Source organism: Microbacterium resistens (genome assembly GCF_021172025.1).
GTDB classification, from domain to species: Bacteria; Actinomycetota; Actinomycetes; order Actinomycetales; family Microbacteriaceae; genus Microbacterium; species Microbacterium resistens.
Genome location: NZ_CP082781.1, coordinates 1566049 through 1584910, shown reverse-complemented (window position 1 = coordinate 1584910; position 18862 = coordinate 1566049). Strand labels below are relative to the sequence as shown.

Here is an 18862-nt window from a genome sequence, read left to right as displayed (position 1 = left end):
GTCGATCCGGTCATCCGCCGTCGGGTTCCAGCCAAAGTTGTCCGCGCGGCCGGGCGGACGGTGACCGCTGTCGGTGCCCGCGGCTAGCGTGGCCGCATGACCACACGTGCGGCGGTCGCCGACGCCTTCGCTCCGGCCAGAGGTGGGCTGGGGCTCGCCCAGGGGGTCGCCCTCTATCTCGCCTCGGTCCTCGGCACGGGCCTGCTGGTGCTGCCCGGGCTGGCGGCGAAGGTCGCCGGCCCGGCCAGTGTGGTCGCGGTGGCGGCGGTGACGCTCCTGGCGATCCCCTTGGCCGGCACGTTCGCGGCGCTCGCCGCCCGCTATCCGGACCCGGGAGGGGTCGCCAGCTATGCCCGGCGGGCGCTCGGCCCCACGGCGGCGAGGGCGACCGGGTACTGGTTCCTGTTCGGCGTCGCGGCGGGAGGACCCGTCGTGGCGGTTCTCGGCGCACGCTACATCGCGACCATCGTGGGGATCGACGCCGGCGCCGTGCCGCTTCTGGCTCTGGTGTTCCTCGCCGTGCCGTTCGGGGCGAACCTCTTCGGGGTGCGCGTGACCGGCTGGCTCCAGCTGGCTCTGACCGGACTGCTCGTCGGCGTGGTCGTGCTCGTGCTCGCAGTGGCGGCGCCCGCTGTCCGGGCGGAGAGCTTCCAGCCGTTCCTGCCGTACGGCTGGGGCGGGGTGGGGACGGCGATCGTCATGTTCGTCTGGGCGTTCGCCGGGTGGGAGGTGGGCACGCACATCTCGGGCGAGTTCGCGTCGCCGCGGCGTACCATCCCGATCGCGACCGCGGTCACGCTGATCCTGTCCGGGGCGGCGTATCTCGCCCTGCAGGTCGTCACCGTGGGCGCGCTCGGCGACCGGGCCGGAGCCGGAGACGTGGTGCTCCTGGATCTCGCCCGGGTCGGCGAGCTCGACGCCGCCCCCTTCCTGATCGGCGCCGTGGCGGGCATCGTCGCGGTGGGCGTGCTCAACGTGTACCTGTCCGCGTTCGCCAAGCTCGGCGCCTCGCTGGCCTCGACGGGTGACATCCCGCGCGCCCTCGCCCGCGGGGTGGAGAGCGGCGCCGTGCCGCGGAGGGCGCTCCTGTTCAGCGGCGTGCTCGTGCTCGTCTACTTCGCCGCCGCATGGGCGACGGGGTTCGACCTGCAGCCGTTCATCCTCGTGCACACCGCGAGCATGGTCGCGATCTATGTGGTCGGCATGATCGCCGCGGTGCGGATCCTCCCTCGCCGCACGTTCGGGCACGCGATGGCAGTGGTGGCGACGGTGCTCACGGCGGGCCTCCTCGTGCTCGCCGGAGCCGCGCTGGTGGTCCCGGTCGTCCTGGCGATCGCGGCGGTCCTCGTGGGCGTTGTGCGCCGGAGACGCCGAAGCGGCGCTCCGGAGAACCGGAGCGCCGCTTCGCGGTGAGGATCGCGGACCCGCGTCCCGCGCACAATCGCGTGCGGCAGGATTGATCACCGCTCAGCGCAGACACCCGTCGCACGTCGAAGCGGCGTGCAAACGGAATCCCTCTGGAATGAGCTCGCCGGGAAGCTCGGCACGAACGTTCCTTTCGAGTGCTTCCGTCCACGAAGCCGTATCGAGGTTTTGCTGTGTCCATTCATCCGGATACTGCGGGTCAGGGACGAAGGGTCTTGCCATCGCGTCGTCATAGACCTTCTGGCCAAACCCTGTCCAGTCGTGATCCCGCAGCCACGCCCTGAGGGGTCCTGTGTCGCCGCCGTCTGTCGCCTCGACCTTCAGCGCGTACGAACAAGCGATCTGGGTTCCGGAGATGGTCACGTATTCAATGGGAACTTCGATGTCTGGGGTGAAGTAGAGATCCATATCATTCCTGCAGGATGAGAGGGCAGTCCGCTGAGCTAAGCGGATCGAATCTTTCGATCCGCTTGTCGACGGACAATTACCAGGTGCAATTCTCTGTTGGCAGAAGGCTTTGGCATAGCCCGGGATCGGTCAGGAGCGCGTATGAGCCGGGGTTTACTGTGGCGCCTCCCGCGCCTCGGTGGCTCGAACTGATGTTGTGCTCGCCGGAGCCGCGCTGGTGGTCCCGGTCGTCCTGGCGATCGCGGCGGTCCTCGTGGGCGTCGTGCGCCGGAGACGCCGAAGCGGCGCTCCGGAGAACCGGAGCGCCGCTTCGCGGTGAGGATCGCGGACCCGCGTCCCGCGCACGCTCAGAGGGTGAGGGCCCGCTTGAGCAGGTCGGCCTGCTCGGCCGCGTGCACCTTCGACGATCCGGTGGACGGCGCCGCCGAGGCCGGACGCGTGATGCCGCGCACGGACCGTGGCCCCTCGGCCCGGAGGAAGTGCAGCGCCAGGAACGGCCATGCGCCCTGATTCTCCGGCTCCTCCTGCACCCAGACGATCTCCGCGTTCGGATAGGTGTCGACGACCGACTTCACCGCCGCGAGCGGGACGGGGTAGAGCTGCTCGACGCGGACGAGCGCGATCTCGGGGTTGGGGTTCTTCTCCAGCTCCGCGCGCAGGTCCCAGTGCACCTTCCCGGAGTGCAGGATCACGCGCTTGACGGCGGAGCGGTCGAGCTCCCGGTCGTCATCGATGACCGGCTCGAACCGGCCCTGCAGGAAGTCCTCGACCGGGCTCGTCGCGCCGCGCAGGCGCAGCATCGCCTTCGGCGTGAACACGACCAGGGGCTTGCGCGGTCGCGCGTACGCCTGCCTCCGGAGGAGGTGGAAGTAGGAGGCCGGCGTGGATGGGCGGGCGACGATCATGTTCTCCTGGGCGCAGAGCTGCAGGAACCTCTCGATGCGCGCCGAGGAGTGATCCGGCCCCTGACCCTCGTAGCCGTGCGGCAGCAGCAGGACGACACCGGACTGCTGACCCCACTTCTGCTCGGCCGCAGAGACGTACTCGTCGATCACGGACTGGGCGCCGTTCACGAAGTCGCCGAACTGCGCCTCCCACAGCACGAGGGCCTCGGGCGCCTCGACGGAGTAGCCGTACTCGAACGCGAGGGCCGCGTACTCGCTGAGCAGCGAGTCGTAGACGAAGAAGCGGCCCTGGTTGTCCGACAGATTGGTCAGGGGCAGCCACTCCTGGCCGTTGGCGCGGTCGTGCAGGGTCGCGTGACGCTGCACGAAGGTGCCGCGGCGAGAGTCCTGCCCCGCCAGGCGGACCGGGGTTCCCTCGATCAGCAGGGAGCCGAAGGCGAGCAGCTCGCCGAAGCCCCAGTCGATGCCGCCGTTCCGGCTCATCTCGACGCGCTTGTCCAGCGCCTGCTGCAGCTTCTGATGCACGGTGAAGCCCTCGGGCTTGTTCGCGTGCGCGTCGCCGATCAGATGGATGACCTCGCGCGGCACACCGGTCGTCTCCGGCGCTCCGGCCTGCTCCTCGACGGCCTGCACCTCCGGTGCGATGGGGGTCGCGCCGGTCTCGGCGGCGTGCGTCTCCGCGAAGGCGATCTCCAGACGGTTCTGGAAGTCCGCCTTCGCCTGGTCGTACTCCTCCTGGGTGATGTCGCCGCGACCGACGAGGGCCTCGGTGTAGAGGCTGCGGACCGATCGCTTCGCCTGGATGAGGTCCGTCATCTGCGGCTGCGTCATCGACGGGTCGTCGCCCTCGTTGTGCCCGCGTCGGCGGTAGCAGACGAGGTCGACCACGATGTCGCGGTGGAACCGCTCGCGGTACTCGAACGCGAGCTGCGCGACGTGGATCACGGCCTCGGGGTCGTCCCCGTTGACGTGCAGGATCGGCGCCTGGATGGTCTTCGCGACGTCGGTGGCGTAGACCGAGGTGCGCGAGTCCGTCGGCAGCGTGGTGAAACCGACCTGGTTGTTGACCACCACGTGGATCGTCCCGCCGGTGCGGTACCCGCGCAGCTGCGACATCTGCAGCGTCTCGACGACCACGCCCTGGCCCGCGAACGCGGCATCGCCGTGGACGAGGATCGGCAGCCAGGTGAAGGTGCCGATGGGCTTGCGGTCCTGCTTGGCGCGGACGATGCCCTCGAGGACACCGTCCACGGTCTCCAGGTGGGAGGGGTTGGCGGCGAGGTAGACAGGGAGCTCGGCGCCGTCGTCGGCGACGAAGGTCCCCTCGGTGCCGAGGTGGTACTTCACGTCGCCGGATCCGCGCTGGTTGCCCGGGAGCGTCGAGCCCTCGAACTCGCGGAACACCTGGCCGTAGGTCTTGCCGGCGATGTTCGTCAGGACGTTCAGCCGGCCGCGGTGGGCCATACCGATCGCGGCGCCGTCGAGGCCGGCCTGCGCGGCGCCCTGCAGGATCTCGTCGAGCAGCGGGATGAGCGATTCGCCGCCCTCGAGGCTGAAGCGCTTCTGGCCCACGTACTTCGTCTGCAGGAAGGTCTCGAAGGCCTCGGCCTCATTGAGCTTGCTGAGTACGCGCAGCTGCTCGTCGTGGCCCGGCTTGACGTACTTGACCTCGACCTTGTCCTGGAACCAGCGCCGCTGCTCGGGGTCCTGGATGTGCATGTACTCGATGCCGATCGTGCGGCAGTACGAGTCGCGGAGCACCCCGAGCACGTCGCGGAGCTTGAGGACGCGGTGCCCGCCGAAGCCGTTGGTGACGAACTCGCGGTCGAGGTCCCAGAACGTCAGCCCGTGGTTCTCGATCTCCAGGTCCGGGTGCGAGCGCTGGACGTACTCGAGCGGGTCGACGTCGGCCATCAGGTGGCCGCGGACCCGGTAGGAGTTGATGAGCTCCTGCACGCGCGCGGTCTTGTCGATGCGCTCCGCCAGGTCGACGGCGATGTCGTCGGCCCACTGGATCGGGGCGTAGGGGATGCGCAGCGCCCGGAAGATGTCCTCGTAGAAGTCGCGCTGCCCGAGCAGCAGCTCGTGCACCTTCTTCAGGAACTCTCCGGATCCGGCGCCCTGGATCACGCGGTGGTCGTAGGTGCTCGTGAGCGTGATGGTCTTGCCGATGCCGAGCGCGTTGAGGGTCTTCTGGCTCGAGCCCTGGAACTCCGCGGGGTACTCGAGGGCGCCCGCGCCGATGATGCAGCCCTGGCCCTTCATGAGACGCGGCACGGAGTGGACGGTGCCGATCCCGCCCGGGTTCGTCAGGGAGATCGTCGTGCCCTGGAAGTCCGCTGCGGTCAGCTTGTTCCCTCGGGCGCGGCGGATGAGGTCCTCATAGGCGCTGAGGTACTCGTTGAACGTCATCGTGTCGGCCCGCTTGATGCTCGGCACGAGCAGCGCGCGGGTGCCGTCGGGCTTGGGCAGGTCGATGGCGATCCCGAGGTTGATGTGCGCGGGGGCGACCACGGACGGCTTGCCGTCGACCTCGGAGTAGAAGACGTTCTGGCTCGGGAACTCCTTGAGCGCCCGGATGATGGCCCACCCGATGAGGTGGGTGAAGCTGACCTTGCCACCGCGCGTGCGCGCCATGTGGTTGTTGATGACGATGCGGTTGTCGATCATCAGCTTCGCGGGGATCGTGCGGACGCTCGTCGCGGTCGGGACGGTCAGGGACTCGTCCATGTTGTGCGCCAGGGTCTTCGGCATGCCGCGCAGGGGCGTGACGACGTCCTGCGCCTCCTCGGCGTCGGCGTCGTCCTTCTTGACCGGCGCCTGTGCGGGGATCGGCGCCTCCTTGGCCGGCTTCGCCGTGGTGCGGGCCACGGGCTGCTGCCCGATCACCGGGATCGGCGCGGTCACCGGATGCGGCTCGGACGCCGGGGCCGCGGCGGTCGTGGCCTGGCCGGGCTGGTACTTCTCCAGGATCGGCCACCACTCCTTGTCGACGGAGTCGCGGTCCGCCTTGAACTGCTCGTACAGTTCGTCGACGAGCCAGGAATTGGCTCCGAACTCCCCGTCAGTCGAAGTCCCGACGCCGGTCCCCTGGCTCGACACGCTGGATCGCCTCTTTCATCGCTGAAGATCGGTGGTTTCCGCTCCGGGCCTGCCCCGGTATCGCCACGCTTCTGGTGTTCAAGCCTAACGCGTTTCAGGCGGGGGACGGCATGCCACGACGACCTCGCCCGGTCCCATGCCGACGGCGTGTCGGTAGCCTGGCCTCATGCAGTTCTCCGGTGAACGCCCCATGGTGGATCTGACCTATTCGGACGTGTTCCTCGTCCCCCGCCGATCGGGGGTCACGAGCCGTCTGCAGGTCGACCTCGCGCCGCTGGACGGGACGCCCGCGACCATCCCGCTCGTGTCCTCCAACATGAACTCGGTGACGGGGCCGCGACTGGCCGCCGTCCTCGCCCGCCGCGGCGGGATCGGCGTGCTGCCGCAGGACATGCCGCTCCAGGAGCTGGACGAGGCCATCCGCTGGGTCAAGCGGCAGCCGGTCGCCTGGGACACCCCGCTGGTGCTGGACCCGTCCGCGTCCGTCGAGGACGCCCTGCGTCTGCTGCCGGCGACCGAGGGGCACGGGGTGGTCGTCGCGACCTCGCGCGACGGCGCGGTCGACGCCGACGGCATCCGCGGGATCCTCCCGGCGACCCGTCTGGCCACGGCCCTGCCCGATGCCGCCCTCGGGGACCTCGTTCGCGAGGGCTCGCCCGCGCTCGACGTCGAGGACGTGACGGACGGGCGCGCGGCGTTCGACGCGATCACGGCGACCGGCGCCGAGACCGTCTGCATGCTGCGGCACGGGCATCTGGTCGGCACCCTGACCGCGCGCAGCGCGCTGCGATCCACCCTGTACGCGCCGGCGGTCGACGCCGACGGGCGGCTCGCCGTCGCCGCCGCCGTCGGGATCAACGGCGACGTGGCGGCGAAGGCCAGGGCGCTGGCCGCCGCCGGCGTGGACGTCCTCGTGGTCGACACGGCGCACGGTCACCAGGAGGGCATGCTGCGCGCTCTGAGGACGGTCTCCGCACTGGAGCTCGGCATCCCCATCGTCGCAGGCAACATCGTCACCGCCGACGGGGTGCGCGACCTCGTGGACGCCGGCGCGACGATCCTCAAGGTCGGCGTCGGTCCCGGGGCGATGTGCACGACGCGCATGATGACCGCGGTGGGCAGGCCCCAGTTCTCCGCCGTGCTGGAGACCGCCGAGGCGGCGCGGGAGCACGGTGCGCACGTCTGGGCCGACGGCGGGGTGCGGTATCCGCGCGACGTCGCGCTCGCCCTGGCCGCCGGTGCGGCGTCCGTGATGATCGGCTCCTGGTTCGCCGGGACCATCGAGGCCCCGGGCGAGCTCCAGACCGACGAGGACGGCCGGATCTACAAGGAATCGTGGGGCATGGCCTCCACGAAGGCCGTGCAGGCGCGGTTCGGCCGGCTCGACGCCTACGAGCGGGCCCGGAAGGAGCTGTTCGCCGAGGGGATCTCGTCCTCGCGGATCTATCTGGATCCGCTCCGCCCGGGCGTCGAGGACCTCTTGGACATGATCACCTCCGGCGTCCGGTCCTCCTTCACCTACGCAGGCGCCTCGTCCGTCCCGGAGTTCCACGAACGTGCGCTGGTGGGGCTGCAGTCCGCCGCCGGATACGAGGAGGGCAAGGCGCTGCCGGTCAGCTGGTAGCCGGGACCCGCCGAAGCGGGCCGCGAGGAGCGGGTCGCGGCAGAACCACAGGGACGGCCGCTACACTCTGAGCCACTATGGACGACCCTCCTTCTTGTAGTCCCATGCCCCACTGCCCGGTCTCCGCTTCCGCGGAGGTGACGCCATGATGGATTACATCTGGCTGGGCGTGGGGCTCCTGCTCACGATCGGCACCGGTCTGTTCGTCGCCAGCGAGTTCGCGCTGGTGAACCTGGACCGTGCGGATCTCGAAGCGCGGCAGAAGCGCGGGGAGACCCGCCTCGCGATGACGATCGCCGCGCTGAAGATCACCTCGACGCACCTGTCGTCGGCGCAGCTGGGCATCACGCTCACCACGCTGCTGACCGGGTTCACGATGGAGCCGGCGCTGTCGAACCTGCTCCGCCCGGTGCTGACCTCCTGGGGTCTGCCGGAGGCGGCGGTCAACGCCGTGGCGGTCGTGGTGGCGATGACGGTGGCCACGATGCTCTCGATGATCCTCGGCGAGCTGGTGCCGAAGAACTTCGCGCTGGCGCTGCCGCGGGCGACCGCCAAGGTCGTGATCCCGTTCCAGACCGCCTTCACCTGGGTGTTCCGCCCGGCGATCTCCCTCCTCAACGGCAGCGCCAACGGCGTGCTCCGGGCGATGGGGATCGAGCCGAAGGAGGAGCTCTCCGGCGCGCGTTCGGCGGAGGAGCTCTCGTCGCTGGTGCGCCGCTCGGCGAGCGCCGGGCTGTTGGAGGCCGACACCGCCACGCTGCTGGATCGCAGCCTGACGTTCTCGCGGCTGACCGCGGCCGACGTCATGACGGCGCGTCCCAGCATGCACGCGGTGGCCGCCGGCGACTCGGCGGACGATGTCATCCAGCTCGCGCGACGGACCGGTCACAGCCGCTTCCCGGTCTACGACGAGGACTTCGACGACATCACGGGCGTCGTGCACCTCAAGGCCGCGGTGTCGGTGCCGCGCGAGCGCCGGGCCGAGGTGCCCGCCGCCGCGCTCGCGACCGAGCCGCTGCGCGTGCCGGAGACGGTCCACCTCGACGCCCTCATCGCGGAGCTGCGGTCGCGGGGGTATCAGATGGCGATCGTCGTGGACGAGTACGGCGGCACGGCCGGCGTCGTCACGCTCGAGGACCTGGTGGAGGAGATCGTCGGCGAGGTGTCCGACGAGCACGATCGGAGCAGGGCCGGCGTCGTGCGCGGCAAGGACGCGATCACGTTCCCCGGCGAGCTGCGTCCGGACGAGCTGCTCGCCGGCACCGGGATCACTGTTCCTGAGGGCGACGTGTACGACACCGTCGGCGGGTTCGTGATGAGCGTGCTGGAGCGCGTCCCCTCGGTGGGTGACGAGGTCTCGATCGACAGCGGCACGCTGACGGTGGTGCGCATGCACGGTCGTCGTGTCGACCGGGTGCGCTTCACTCCGGCGCCCGCGGACGGCGGCGATGCGCCCGACCGGGGCGCCGACGGATCGGAGGCGGACCGATGAGCGACTGGGCAGGCCTGGTCTGGCTTTTCGTGCTCCTCCTGGCGAACGCGTTCTTCGTGGGCGCCGAGTTCGCCGTGATCTCCGCCCGGCGCTCGCAGATCGAGCCGCTGGCCGAGCGCGGGTCCCGCTCCGCGAAGACCGCGCTGTACGCCATGGAGCATGCGACGCTCATGCTCGCCACCTCGCAGCTGGGCATCACGGTGTGCTCGCTGCTCATCCTGAACGTCTCCGAGCCGGCGATCCACCATCTGCTCGCCGTGCCGCTGCACGCCGTCGGGCTTCCGGACGGCGCCGTGGACGTCATCGCGTTCGCGATCACGCTCGTGCTGGTCTCGTTCCTGCACGTGGTGTTCGGCGAGATGGTGCCGAAGAACCTGGCGTTCTCGGTGCCGGATCGCGCCGTGCTGATCCTGGCGACGCCGCTCGTGTGGGTGTCGAAGCTGTTCTTCCCCATCATCAGGGGACTCAACGCCACCGCCAACGGCGTGCTGCGGCTGTTCCGCGTGGAGCCCAAGGACGAGGCGGCGTCGACGTTCACGCTCGACGAGGTGGCGACCATCGTCACGCAGTCGCGTCGTGAGGGTCTGCTGGACGACGCGTCCGGGACGGTCGCGGCCGCGGTGGAGTTCACGGACAAGAAGGCGCGCGACATCGCCGTGCCGCTGGACGCGCTGGTGACGATGCCCATGGGATCGACGCCGGACGACGTCGAGCGCGCCGTCGCCAAGCACGGCTTCTCGCGCTACGTCATCGTGGATCCGGACGGCGCCGCCGTCGGCTACGTGCACCTCAAGGACGTGCTCCGCTCCGCGGAGGGCCCCGATGCGGCGGAACGTGCGCTCGAGCCGATTCCTGCCAAGCGCATCCATCACATGGTGCCGGTGCAGGAGGACACGGACCTGGAGGACGCCCTGGCGATCATGCGCCGGGCCGGACGCCATCTGGCGCAGGTGCGCGACGCCGAGGGGCGCACCACCGCGGTGCTGTTCCTCGAGGACATCCTCGAAGAGCTCGTCGGGGAGGTGCAGGACGCCACACGGCGCGGTCACGGTCGCTGACCCGCTCGCGCCGAGGCCCCGCGATCCGTCCGGCGAATCGCGGGGCCTCGTTCGCGTCGTTCAGCGCCAGCGCGCGCGGAGGTACTGGTCGGGCCAGTAGTCGAGCTCGACCCCCAGCTCGTGCGCCGCACGCAGGGCGAAATGGGGATCGCGCAGCCACTCCCGACCCGCGAACACGGCGTCGGCCGATCCGTCGGCGAGCACCTGCTCGGCCTGCGCGCCCGCGGTGATGAGCCCCACGGCCGAGGAGGGGATCCGCCCGCCGCGCCGCACCGCCGCCGCGAGCGGCACCTGATAGCCGGGGTGGACGTCGATGCGCTGGTGCGCGACGAGACCGCCGCTGGACACGTCGATCAGGTCCGCGCCGCGCGCGACCGCAGCGTCGGCGACCGCGGCGGCGAGCTCCGGCGTGAACCCGCCCTCGGCGTGGTCCGTCGCCGAGATCCGCACGAAGAGCGGCATACCCGGGTCCGCCTCGGCGCGCACGGCGTCCACGACGCGCAGCAGCAGGCGGGCCCGATTCTCGGGCGTGCCTCCGTACTCGTCCTCGCGTCGGTTGCTCAGCGGGGAGAGGAACTGGTGCAGGAGGTAGCCGTGGGCGGCGTGGAGCTCCAGCACGTCGAAACCGGCCTCGATCGCGCGGCGCGCGGCGGCGGCGAAGCCGTCCACGACGCGCTCGATCCCCGCCGCGTCGAGCGCGGCCGGAGCGGCGAAGCCCTCGAACGGGACCGCGGACGGCGCGACCGTGGTCCAGCCGCCCTCGGACGCGGGGACCGACCCGCGCTGCGGGGCCCAGGGCCACCACGTCGACGCCTTGCGACCGGCGTGGCCGAGCTGGACGCCGATGAGCGCGCCGCGCTCGTGCACGTCCTGGACGATCGGCGCCCAGGCGTCGCGCTGCTCGTCCGTCCAGAGCCCGGTGTCGCGGGGGCTGATCCGCCCCTCCGGCACCACGGCGGTGGCCTCGGCCACGATCAGTCCCGCGCCGCCCGACGCGAACTGTGCGAGATGGGCGCGGTGCCAGCTCTGCGGGACGCCGTCGACAGCGCTGTACATGCACATCGGGGAGACCCAGAGGCGATTGCGGAACGTCGTGCCGCGGATGGTCAGGGGAGAGAACAGGATGCTCACGACTCGACGCTAGCCCAGCCCCGCCGGGCCCGGCCCGAACCGCGCGTCACACGGCCGCGCTCGCGGGGGAGGGACTGCGGGATCGCGCCCGCGCCCGGGTAGCGTGGACCCATGCCGCAGCTTCGGGAGTGGTCCCGCGACGACACGCGCCGTCTCGTGCGTGCGCCGCGGCCCGACGACGACAAGTACCGGCGGGGCGCTGTCGCCCTGTGCACCGGTTCCGACGCGTACCCCGGGGCCGCCGTGCTCGGCGTCGAGGGGGCGTGGCGCGCCGGCGCCGGGTTCGTCCGACACCTCGGCGTGCGGCGGGTCGGCGACGCCGTCCTCGCCCGGCGGCCCGAGACCGTGGTCGAGCTCCTTCCCGAGGGCGACGATGACGAGTCCGCGGGCGCCCTCCCACGGGCGTCCGCCTGGGTCGTCGGATCGGGGATGGACGCGTCGCAGCGGGACCCTGCCGCGACTCGGGTGCTGCGGCGGATCCTCTCGGGAACGGTACCGGTCGTCGTGGACGCCGGTGCGCTCGACCTCCTCGCCGACGCCTCGGCACCGGTCCTCGCCACGCCTCACGACCGGGAGTTCGCCCGGCTCCGGGACGCGCTGGGGCTGCGCGCGCTCGCTGCGGGAGACGGCGCGGACGAGGGCCGGCGGGCCGACGCCGTGCAGGAGACCGCCCGCGCCCTGGGCGGGACGCTGCTCCTCAAAGGGGCGCGGACGCTCGTCGCGGGTCCCGACGGACCGGTGACCGTGGTGGAGGCCGGGACGCCGTGGCTCGCGACGGCCGGGACCGGCGACGTGCTCGCCGGTGTGCTCGGCGCGCTGCTCGCGGCCGCCCCGGGGGCGTCGCCGGCCGACGTCGCCGCGGCGGGCGCCTGGATCCACGGCCGCGCCGGGCGATCCGCCTCGAGGACCGGTCCCGGCGCCGCCGGCCGCCCGATCGTCGCGCTGGACGTGGCGGAGGCGATCCCCGCCGTGGTCGAGGACCTGCTCACGTGACCGGCCGGATCGGGCGGACGATGGCGGGCCGGCGATCGCGGACGGTGCTGTGGAGCGCCTTCCTCGCCGCGCACGCGCTTGTCGCGGTGCTGGGATGGATTCTGCCCAGCATGCCGATGGGCGACGTGGTGCTCGTCTACGAGCCCTGGTCCCGCAGCGCGCTGACCGGCGGATCCATCGTCGGGGTGACCGAGCCCTGGGTCTATCCACAGCTCGCCCTCCTTCCGATGCTCGCCGCCCAGGGGATCGCGACGCTGCTGGCCCCGGTGGCGGGCGCGGCGAGCTACCTCGTCGCATGGGCGGTGCTCGTCACGATCCTGGACGCCGTCGCGTTCGGCGTGCTGCTGGGCACCGGGAGGTCGACCGCGCGGCGTCGTGCGGCCTGGTTCTGGATCCTCGCGATGACGCTGCTCGGCCCCATCGCCGTGTACCGGATCGACGCGATCACGGTGCCGGTGGCCGTGCTGGCGGTGCTGCTGCTGAGTGCCCGCCCCGCCGTGGCCTCGGCGCTGCTCACGATCGGCGCGTGGATCAAGATCTGGCCCGGAGCGGTGTTCGTGGCCGCCGTCGTGCTCCTCCGCTCGCGAGCGCGGATGATCGCGTCCGCCGCGGGTGTCACTGCCCTCGTCGTCGGGACGCTCGTGCTGCTGGGCGGATCGCCGTACCTCTTCGGCTTCCTCACCGAGCAGACGGGGCGCGGGCTCCAGATCGAGGCCGTCGCAGCGACGCCGTTCTTGTGGCTCGCCGTGACGGGTGCCGCCCGGATCGAGTACAGCCGAGAGATCCTCACCTTCCAGATCGTCGCGCCCGGCGCGGACGCGGTCTCCTCGGTGCTCACCCCGCTCATGGCCGTCGTCGCCCTGGCCGTCGCCGGGCTGGTCGTCCTGAGGCTGCGTGCGGGCGCCGGCGTCCGCCGACTCCTCGGTCCGGCCGCCCTGGCTCTCACGGTCGTGCTGATCGTCTGCAACAAGGTCGGTTCGCCGCAGTTCCAGACCTGGCTGATCGCCCCCGTCGTCCTCTGGCTGCTGCTCGACCGGCGGCGGGCTCTGCTGCCGGCGCTGCTGGTGCTGGCGGCGAGCCTCCTGACCCAGGCCGTCTACCCGATCACCTACGACGGCCTCCTGAGGGCTCAGCCCCTTCCGGTCCTTCTCCTCACCGTGCGGAACCTCGTGGTCGTGGTCGCCGGAGTCGTCTCCGTCCGCCGCCTGCTGGCGGTTCCCGTTCCCGCGGCGAAGCCCGTCCCCGCCCGCTCCGCCTGAGTCCTCGCCCACCCATCGATCCCTGGAGGTCACCATGCTCATCGCCTTCTCCGTCGCCCCGTCCGGCTCGCCGGCGAGCGGGGTCGACCGCCCCGACGGGTCGGTGCACGACGCCGTCGCGGCGGCCGTGTCCGTCGTCCGCGCCTCCGGGCTCCCGCACCGGACGACCTCGATGTTCACGGAGGTCGAGGGGGAGTGGGACGAGGTGATGGACGTCGTCAAGCGCGCCACCGACGCGGTCATGCCGTTCGGGTCCCGCGTCTCCCTCGTCCTCAAGGCGGACATCCGCCCCGGCTACACGGGCGAGCTGGACGCGAAGATCGAGCGCCTGGAGCAGGCGATCGACGAGATCGAGGGGTAAGGGCTCGACGGGATCTGCCCCGTCGCGGTGTCGCCGGCCGTCGGCGCCGAGGGCGTGCTCCCGGGCCCGGTGGCCGCTGCCGGCCCTCTCACCGTGCCGCGCATCCCGAACACAGGAAGACGGGGGCGCTCGTCCGCCTCGCGGACGAGCGCCCCCTCGTCTCCATGACGGTCAGCGGGCGTTCTTGGCCGCCGCCTCTGCGCCCCCGACGACGGGCACCGAGCCGGTCGGGATGATCCGGACCTCGGCGCCGCCCGCGTCGATCAGCTTCCCGCCGACGTAGTAGTCGCCGTCCTCCAGCGCGGCCAGCTCCTCCTCCCTGACCATCCGCACCGGAGCGGCGTTGAACACCGACCCGTTCTTGGAATTGCCCCACGTCAGGTGGTTGAACAGGAGGTTGAGGAGGATCGCCGTGACCGCCGCCGAGCTGATCCCGGAGTGGAAGATCGTGCTGAACCAGGTCGGGAACTGGTCGTAGAAGGTCGGCGCCGCGATCGGCAGCACCCCCATGCCGAGCGAGGCGGCCACGATCACGAGGTTCATGTTGCCGCGGTAGTCCACCTTCGAGAGCGTCCGGATGCCGCTTGCCGCGACGGTTCCGAACAGCACGATGCCCGCGCCGCCCAGCACCGCGGTCGGGACGGCGGCCACGACACGGCCCAGCACGGGAAGCAGCCCCAGGACGATCAGGATCACCCCGCCCGCCGTCACGACGAAGCGGCTCTTGATCCCGGTGATCGCCACGAGTCCGACGTTCTGCGCGAACGCGCTCTGCGGGAACGAGTTGAGGACCGGGGAGACCATGGTCGAGAGCATGTCGGCGCGCAGGCCGTTGCCGATGCGCTTGGCGTCGACCTTGGTGCCGACGATCTCGCCCACGGCGAGGATGTCCGCGGTCGTCTCGGTGAGGATGACCAGGATCACGATCAGCATGGACACGATCGCGGCGATGTCGAAGGTCGGCATCCCGAAGGCGAAGAAGGTCGGGAAGGCGAAGATCGGTCCCTCGCCCACCCGGGAGAAGTCGGCCATCCCGAGCGGGACGGACACGAGCGTGCCGATGACGATCGCGAGCAGCACCGACAGGCGGGAGATCGCGGCGTTGCCGAGCTTGGACAGCAGCAGCACGATCGCCAGCGTCAGGCCGGCGAGCCCGATGTGGCCGAGGCTGCCGTAGTCGGGCGCGGCACGGTTTCCTCCCATCGCCCAGTTCGCTGCGACGGGGAGCAGCGAGATGCCGATCGCGGTGATCACGACGCCCGTGACCACCGGCGGGAAGAACCGGATGACCTTCGAGAAGACCGGTGTGATGAGGAAGCCGATGGCGCCCGCCACGATGACGGCTCCGAAGACCGCCTGGATCCCGCCGCCGTTGACGATCGCGGTCATGGTCGCCACGCTCGCGAACGAGACGCCCTGCACGAGGGGCAGCTGCGCGCCGAAGAAGGGGACGCCGACGGTCTGCAGAACGGTGGCGAGGCCACCGACGAACAGGCAGCACGCGACGAGCAGACCGATGTCGGCAGGGGAGAGGCCGGCGGCGGATCCGACGATCAGGGGCGGGGCGATGATCCCGCCGTACATCGTCAGCACGTGCTGGAAGCCGTAGGCGAAGGAGGTGGCGAGCGGCAGGCGCTCGTCCTCCGGCCGAGGGGCGTGGACGGCGCCCTGCGGGTCGCGTCTGCTCGTCCTCTTCCGGGCGCGAGCCCTGCCGGTGGCACGGTCCTTGGCGCTCATGCCGTTCGTCCCTGGCATCGGGCGGTATCGATCTCAAGCGTCATTGCTTGCTCCTCGTCTCATTACTTCCATAGAATGGAAAAGAACTTCCGCTGGGTGAACTCCAGTGAAGCGCGTGGTATACCGTTTGTCAACCCCGGCGTCCCGCCTTGCCGCCGTCCGCGGCGGGACGGGCCTAGAGTGAGGCCATGCGCGCCGATGCCCCGTCGGAGACCCTGCCCATCGCGGGCACGGCGGTGATCCTCCGGATGACGGATCGCGGACCCGCCGTACTGCTGCTGCGTCGTCCCGACCGCGGATCCTTCGCGGGCGGATGGGTGTTCCCGGGCGGACGCGTCGAGGAGTCGGATCGGCGCGGCGGCGGAACCGAGCGCGACCACGCGGCGCGGGCGGCGGTGCGCGAGACCGCCGAGGAGGTCGGCCTGCGACTGGGAGCGGTGTCGCCGATCTCCTGCTGGACGCCGCCGATCCAGGCGCAGCCCCGAATCCGCACCTGGTTCTTCCAGGCGGAGGATCCCGGCGGAGCGATCGTCGCCTCTCCGGACGAGGTCGCCGAGACGGCCTGGCTCACGCCGCACGACGCCCTCGCCGCGCATGCGGGCGGATCCCTCCGGCTCTTCCCGCCGACCTGGGTCACCCTGCACCGGTTGCGCGGCACGGAAGCGGTCGACGACCGTGACTCGGCGCCGCCCCTCCACTTCTCGACGCGCGTGCTCGACGGATCCGTGCTGGTGTGGGAGGGCGACGACGCCCACGACCTCGCGCCGGCGCCCGGTGGCCGGCACCGGCTGGAGATGGCGACGCTGCCCTGGCGCTACACCGGCCCCTGAGCCGGCCGATCCTCCATCCGCGCGCCGGTACACTGAACCGGTGAAACCCTCGACTCTCTCGAGGGGTGCGGCGACGAGGGCGCTCCTCTCCCTCGCCGTCGGCAGCTTCGGCATCGGCATGACCGAGTTCGTCGCGATGGGCCTCCTGCCCGACATCGCGCAGGACCTCCTTCCCTCCCTCTGGGCGCAGAGCCCCGAGGAGGCGATCGGCCGCGCCGGGGTCCTCGTGTCCCTCTACGCCCTCGGCGTCGTGCTCGGCGCGCCCACGATCGCCGGCGTCGTCGCCCGGTATCCGAGGCACCGGGTGATGATCGGGCTCGCCGTCGCGCTGATGATCGGCAACGGCCTCGCCGTGGTCCTGCCGACCTTCGAGACCGTCGGGATCGCCCGCTTCCTCGCGGGACTGCCGCACGGCGCGTACTTCGGCATCGGCGCGCTCGTCGCCGCCGACGTGCTCGGTCCCGGGAAACGCGCGCAGGGCGTCGCGTTCATCCTCACCGGTCTCACCGTGGCGAACGTCGTCGGGGTCCCGGCCGGAACGTTCCTGGGGCAGCACCTGGGGTGGCGCAGCGCGTTCCTGGTCGTCACGGTCGTCTTCGCGCTCGCGGTCCTCTGCATCGCGCTCTTCGTCCCGGACCACGCCGGCGACCCCGGCCGCACCTTCCGTTCGGAGCTGCGGGTCTTCGGCCGCCCGCAGGTGTGGTTCGCTCTCGCCACCGGGGCCATCGGCTTCGGCGGCTTCTTCGCCGTGTACAGCTACATCGCGCCGCTGGTCACGGAGCACGCCGGCGCGCCGCCCTGGATGGTGCCCGTCACGCTGGTGGTGTTCGGCGTGGGGATGACCGTCGGCAACCTGCTGGGCGGGCATCTCGCGGACCGGGCGCTCGCCCGGACCCTGCTCGGCGGACTCGTGCTGATGGGCGGTGCGCTGGTGCTCCTGGCGTTGCTGTCCTTCTCGATCTGGCTCCTCGTGCCGCTCGCGTTCGCCGTGGGTCTCCTGTCGTCCGTTCTCGGACCCGCCATCCAGACCCGTCTGATGGACGTGGCGGGGGACAACCAGTCGATCGCCGCGGCCCTGAACCACTCCGCCCTGAACATCGGCAACAGCCTCGGCGCCTTCCTCGGGGGCCTCGTGATCGCGGCCGGCTGGGGCTACGCCGCTCCCGCCTGGGTGGGCGCCGCGCTCGCAGCGGGCGGACTGCTGGTCGCGCTCGCCGCGTACCGGGCGGAACGGCGGGAACTCGTGGCCGTCGCCTGATCGATCGCCCCGATCCGGGCCCGACCGTGAGGCGCCGTCAGGCGTCCAGGAGCCGTCGGAGGTGGATCCCGACCTCGTCGGTCTCGATGAGGAAGCCGTCGTGACCGAAGTCGCTCGCGAGCACCACCGCCTGGTTCCCGTCGAGGGTGTTCCGGATCCCGCGCGCGATCCGATGCTGTCCGTCGACGGGGAAGAGCCGGTCCGTGTCGATGCCGAGGACGAGCGTCGTCGCCGTGACGCGGGCGAGCGCGTCCTCCACGCCGCCGCGGCCGCGGCCGACATCGTGCGAGTTCATCGCCTCGACCAGGGTCAGGTAGCTGTTCGCGTCGAAGCGCCGGGTGAACTTGTTGCCGTGGAAGTCGAGGTAGCTCTCCACCGCGAAGCGCCCGCCCCGTCCGAGCGGTGAGACGTCCGACTGCCAGGAGCGCTGGAAGCGCTGGTTCAGCTCGACCGGGCTCCGGTAGTTCAGCAGCGCCATCCGGCGGGCCAGCGCGAGACCGCGGTGCGGGCCCTCGCCGACCGGTGCGTCGTAGTACTCGCCCCCGGCGAAGCGCGGATCCATCCGCACCGTCTCCAACTGGACGAAGTTCAAGGCGAGCTGGTCGGCCGTCGTCACCGGGGGAGAGGAGAGGATCGCGAGACGCTCGACGCGATCGGGGAAGCCCGCGGCCCACTCGAGCGCGTGCATCCCGCCCATCGACCCGCCGATCACGGCGCCCCATCGCTCGATCCCGAGGGCATCGGCGAGGCGGACCTGCGCGGCGACCTGGTCGCGGATCGTGAGGTACGGGAACCGCGACGCCCACTCGTACCCGTCCGGCGCGATGCTCGCGGGGCCGGTGGACCCCTGGCACCCGCCGAGCATGTTCGGCGCGACGACGAACCAGCGATCGGTGTCGATCGGTGCGCCCGGACCGACGACGTCTCCCCACCAGCCGCTCGTGGGGTGCCCCGGGCCCGCGTCGCCGACGACGTGGCTGTCTCCGGTGAGGGCATGCAGGACCAGGACGGCGTTGTCGCGTGCGGCGTTCAGCTCGCCCCAGGTCTCGTACGCGAGGCGGATCGCCGGCAGCTCCTCGCCGCCCTCGGTGCGGAAGGCGCCGAACGCCGCGAACCGCCGGTCGCCGGGGGTGTCTCCATCCCGCCAGGCTCCGGTCGCCGGGGGGCGTGCCCGCAGCAGACGCGCGTCCGCATCCGACACCCGCGCCGAGGGCACGGTGTCTTCCGAGGTGGTCTGCCAGTCCATGCCCTCCATTCTCCCGTGCCCCGCCCCGCTCCG

At 71.4% G+C, this 18862-nt stretch carries 14 protein-coding genes; 9 read left to right on the top strand and 5 right to left on the bottom strand.

Annotated features, from left to right (window positions below; all coding sequences use genetic code 11):
• The first annotated feature begins 96 nt into the window (after nucleotides 1-96).
• Complete coding sequence (locus tag K8F61_RS07670) at nucleotides 97-1413, top strand: APC family permease (protein WP_231821237.1); 1317 nt, start codon at nucleotides 97-99, stop codon at nucleotides 1411-1413.
• A gap of 54 nt (nucleotides 1414-1467) precedes the next feature.
• On the opposite strand, the gene K8F61_RS07665 is transcribed toward K8F61_RS07670, so the two are convergent.
• A complete protein-coding gene (locus K8F61_RS07665) occupies nucleotides 1468-1833 on the bottom strand; it encodes a hypothetical protein (protein ID WP_231821236.1) in 366 nt (121 codons plus the stop codon).
• 347 nt (nucleotides 1834-2180) lie between these two features.
• Nucleotides 2181-5840, bottom strand: a complete 3660-nt coding sequence (locus K8F61_RS07660) for a multifunctional oxoglutarate decarboxylase/oxoglutarate dehydrogenase thiamine pyrophosphate-binding subunit/dihydrolipoyllysine-residue succinyltransferase subunit (RefSeq protein WP_231821235.1) — start codon at nucleotides 5838-5840, stop codon at nucleotides 2181-2183.
• A gap of 166 nt (nucleotides 5841-6006) precedes the next feature.
• Here K8F61_RS07660 and guaB1 point away from each other — a divergent pair, with 166 nt between their 5' ends.
• From guaB1 to K8F61_RS07645, 3 genes are all read left to right on the top strand, one after another.
• Nucleotides 6007-7464, top strand: coding sequence for a GMP reductase (guaB1, locus tag K8F61_RS07655; protein ID WP_231821234.1), 1458 nt, complete (start codon nucleotides 6007-6009; stop codon nucleotides 7462-7464).
• A gap of 148 nt (nucleotides 7465-7612) precedes the next feature.
• Nucleotides 7613-8956 carry a hemolysin family protein gene (locus K8F61_RS07650; protein WP_219086887.1) on the top strand — a complete coding sequence of 448 codons (1344 nt, stop codon included), beginning with the start codon at nucleotides 7613-7615 and terminating at the stop codon, nucleotides 8954-8956.
• Entirely contained in the window at nucleotides 8953-10014 is a 1062-nt protein-coding gene (locus K8F61_RS07645; RefSeq protein WP_219086882.1) for a hemolysin family protein, read from the top strand. Before K8F61_RS07650 ends, K8F61_RS07645 begins: the two co-directional genes overlap by 4 nt.
• A gap of 60 nt (nucleotides 10015-10074) precedes the next feature.
• On the opposite strand, the gene K8F61_RS07640 is transcribed toward K8F61_RS07645, so the two are convergent.
• Nucleotides 10075-11145 carry an NADH:flavin oxidoreductase/NADH oxidase gene (locus K8F61_RS07640; protein WP_231821233.1) on the bottom strand — a complete coding sequence of 357 codons (1071 nt, stop codon included), beginning with the start codon at nucleotides 11143-11145 and terminating at the stop codon, nucleotides 10075-10077.
• A gap of 111 nt (nucleotides 11146-11256) precedes the next feature.
• Between K8F61_RS07640 and K8F61_RS07635 the strand changes: the two genes are divergently transcribed.
• The 3 genes from K8F61_RS07635 to K8F61_RS07625 are packed head-to-tail and all read left to right on the top strand — an operon-like array spanning nucleotide 11257 to nucleotide 13758.
• Nucleotides 11257-12138 carry an NAD(P)H-hydrate dehydratase gene (locus K8F61_RS07635; RefSeq protein ID WP_231821232.1) on the top strand — a complete coding sequence of 294 codons (882 nt, stop codon included), beginning with the start codon at nucleotides 11257-11259 and terminating at the stop codon, nucleotides 12136-12138.
• Nucleotides 12135-13397: a hypothetical protein gene (locus K8F61_RS07630; protein ID WP_231821231.1), complete on the top strand. Its 1263-nt coding sequence runs from the start codon at nucleotides 12135-12137 to the stop codon at nucleotides 13395-13397. The genes K8F61_RS07635 and K8F61_RS07630 overlap by 4 nt, the downstream gene beginning before the upstream one ends.
• A gap of 34 nt (nucleotides 13398-13431) precedes the next feature.
• Nucleotides 13432-13758 (top strand): thiamine-binding protein, encoded by a 327-nt coding sequence (locus K8F61_RS07625; RefSeq protein ID WP_067245003.1) that lies wholly within the window; start codon nucleotides 13432-13434, stop codon nucleotides 13756-13758.
• A 171-nt stretch (nucleotides 13759-13929) separates the two neighbouring features.
• Here K8F61_RS07625 and K8F61_RS07620 read toward each other — a convergent pair whose 3' ends face one another.
• On the bottom strand, nucleotides 13930-15495 hold the full coding sequence (locus K8F61_RS07620) for a nucleobase:cation symporter-2 family protein (RefSeq protein ID WP_231821230.1): 1566 nt from the start codon (nucleotides 15493-15495) through the stop codon (nucleotides 13930-13932).
• Between the two features lie 188 nt (nucleotides 15496-15683).
• Here K8F61_RS07620 and K8F61_RS07615 point away from each other — a divergent pair, with 188 nt between their 5' ends.
• Both K8F61_RS07615 and K8F61_RS07610 read left to right on the top strand, forming a co-directional pair.
• Nucleotides 15684-16325, top strand: coding sequence for an NUDIX domain-containing protein (locus K8F61_RS07615; protein ID WP_231821229.1), 642 nt, complete (start codon nucleotides 15684-15686; stop codon nucleotides 16323-16325).
• Between the two features lie 40 nt (nucleotides 16326-16365).
• Nucleotides 16366-17583, top strand: a complete 1218-nt coding sequence (locus K8F61_RS07610; protein ID WP_231821228.1) for an MFS transporter — start codon at nucleotides 16366-16368, stop codon at nucleotides 17581-17583.
• A 37-nt stretch (nucleotides 17584-17620) separates the two neighbouring features.
• Here K8F61_RS07610 and metX read toward each other — a convergent pair whose 3' ends face one another.
• Nucleotides 17621-18829 (bottom strand): homoserine O-acetyltransferase MetX, encoded by a 1209-nt coding sequence (gene metX, locus K8F61_RS07605; protein ID WP_231821227.1) that lies wholly within the window; start codon nucleotides 18827-18829, stop codon nucleotides 17621-17623.
• Between the last annotated feature and the right edge of the window lie 33 nt (nucleotides 18830-18862).

Excerpts from the sequence above, each read along its gene's own strand:
- K8F61_RS07645 (WP_219086882.1), top strand. The coding sequence starts at position 8,953 with ATGAGCGACTGGGCAGGCCTGGTCTGGCTTTTCGTGCTCCTCCTGGCG.
- K8F61_RS07635 (WP_231821232.1), top strand. The coding sequence starts at position 11,257 with ATGCCGCAGCTTCGGGAGTGGTCCCGCGACGACACGCGCCGTCTCGTG.
- K8F61_RS07665 (WP_231821236.1), bottom strand. The coding sequence starts at position 1,833 with ATGGATCTCTACTTCACCCCAGACATCGAAGTTCCCATTGAATACGTG.
- K8F61_RS07620 (WP_231821230.1), bottom strand. The coding sequence starts at position 15,495 with ATGAGCGCCAAGGACCGTGCCACCGGCAGGGCTCGCGCCCGGAAGAGG.
- K8F61_RS07615 (WP_231821229.1), top strand. The coding sequence starts at position 15,684 with ATGCGCGCCGATGCCCCGTCGGAGACCCTGCCCATCGCGGGCACGGCG.
- K8F61_RS07625 (WP_067245003.1), top strand. The coding sequence starts at position 13,432 with ATGCTCATCGCCTTCTCCGTCGCCCCGTCCGGCTCGCCGGCGAGCGGG.
- K8F61_RS07670 (WP_231821237.1), top strand. The coding sequence starts at position 97 with ATGACCACACGTGCGGCGGTCGCCGACGCCTTCGCTCCGGCCAGAGGT.
- metX (WP_231821227.1), bottom strand. The coding sequence starts at position 18,829 with ATGGACTGGCAGACCACCTCGGAAGACACCGTGCCCTCGGCGCGGGTG.
- guaB1 (WP_231821234.1), top strand. The coding sequence starts at position 6,007 with ATGCAGTTCTCCGGTGAACGCCCCATGGTGGATCTGACCTATTCGGAC.
- K8F61_RS07650 (WP_219086887.1), top strand. The coding sequence starts at position 7,613 with ATGGATTACATCTGGCTGGGCGTGGGGCTCCTGCTCACGATCGGCACC.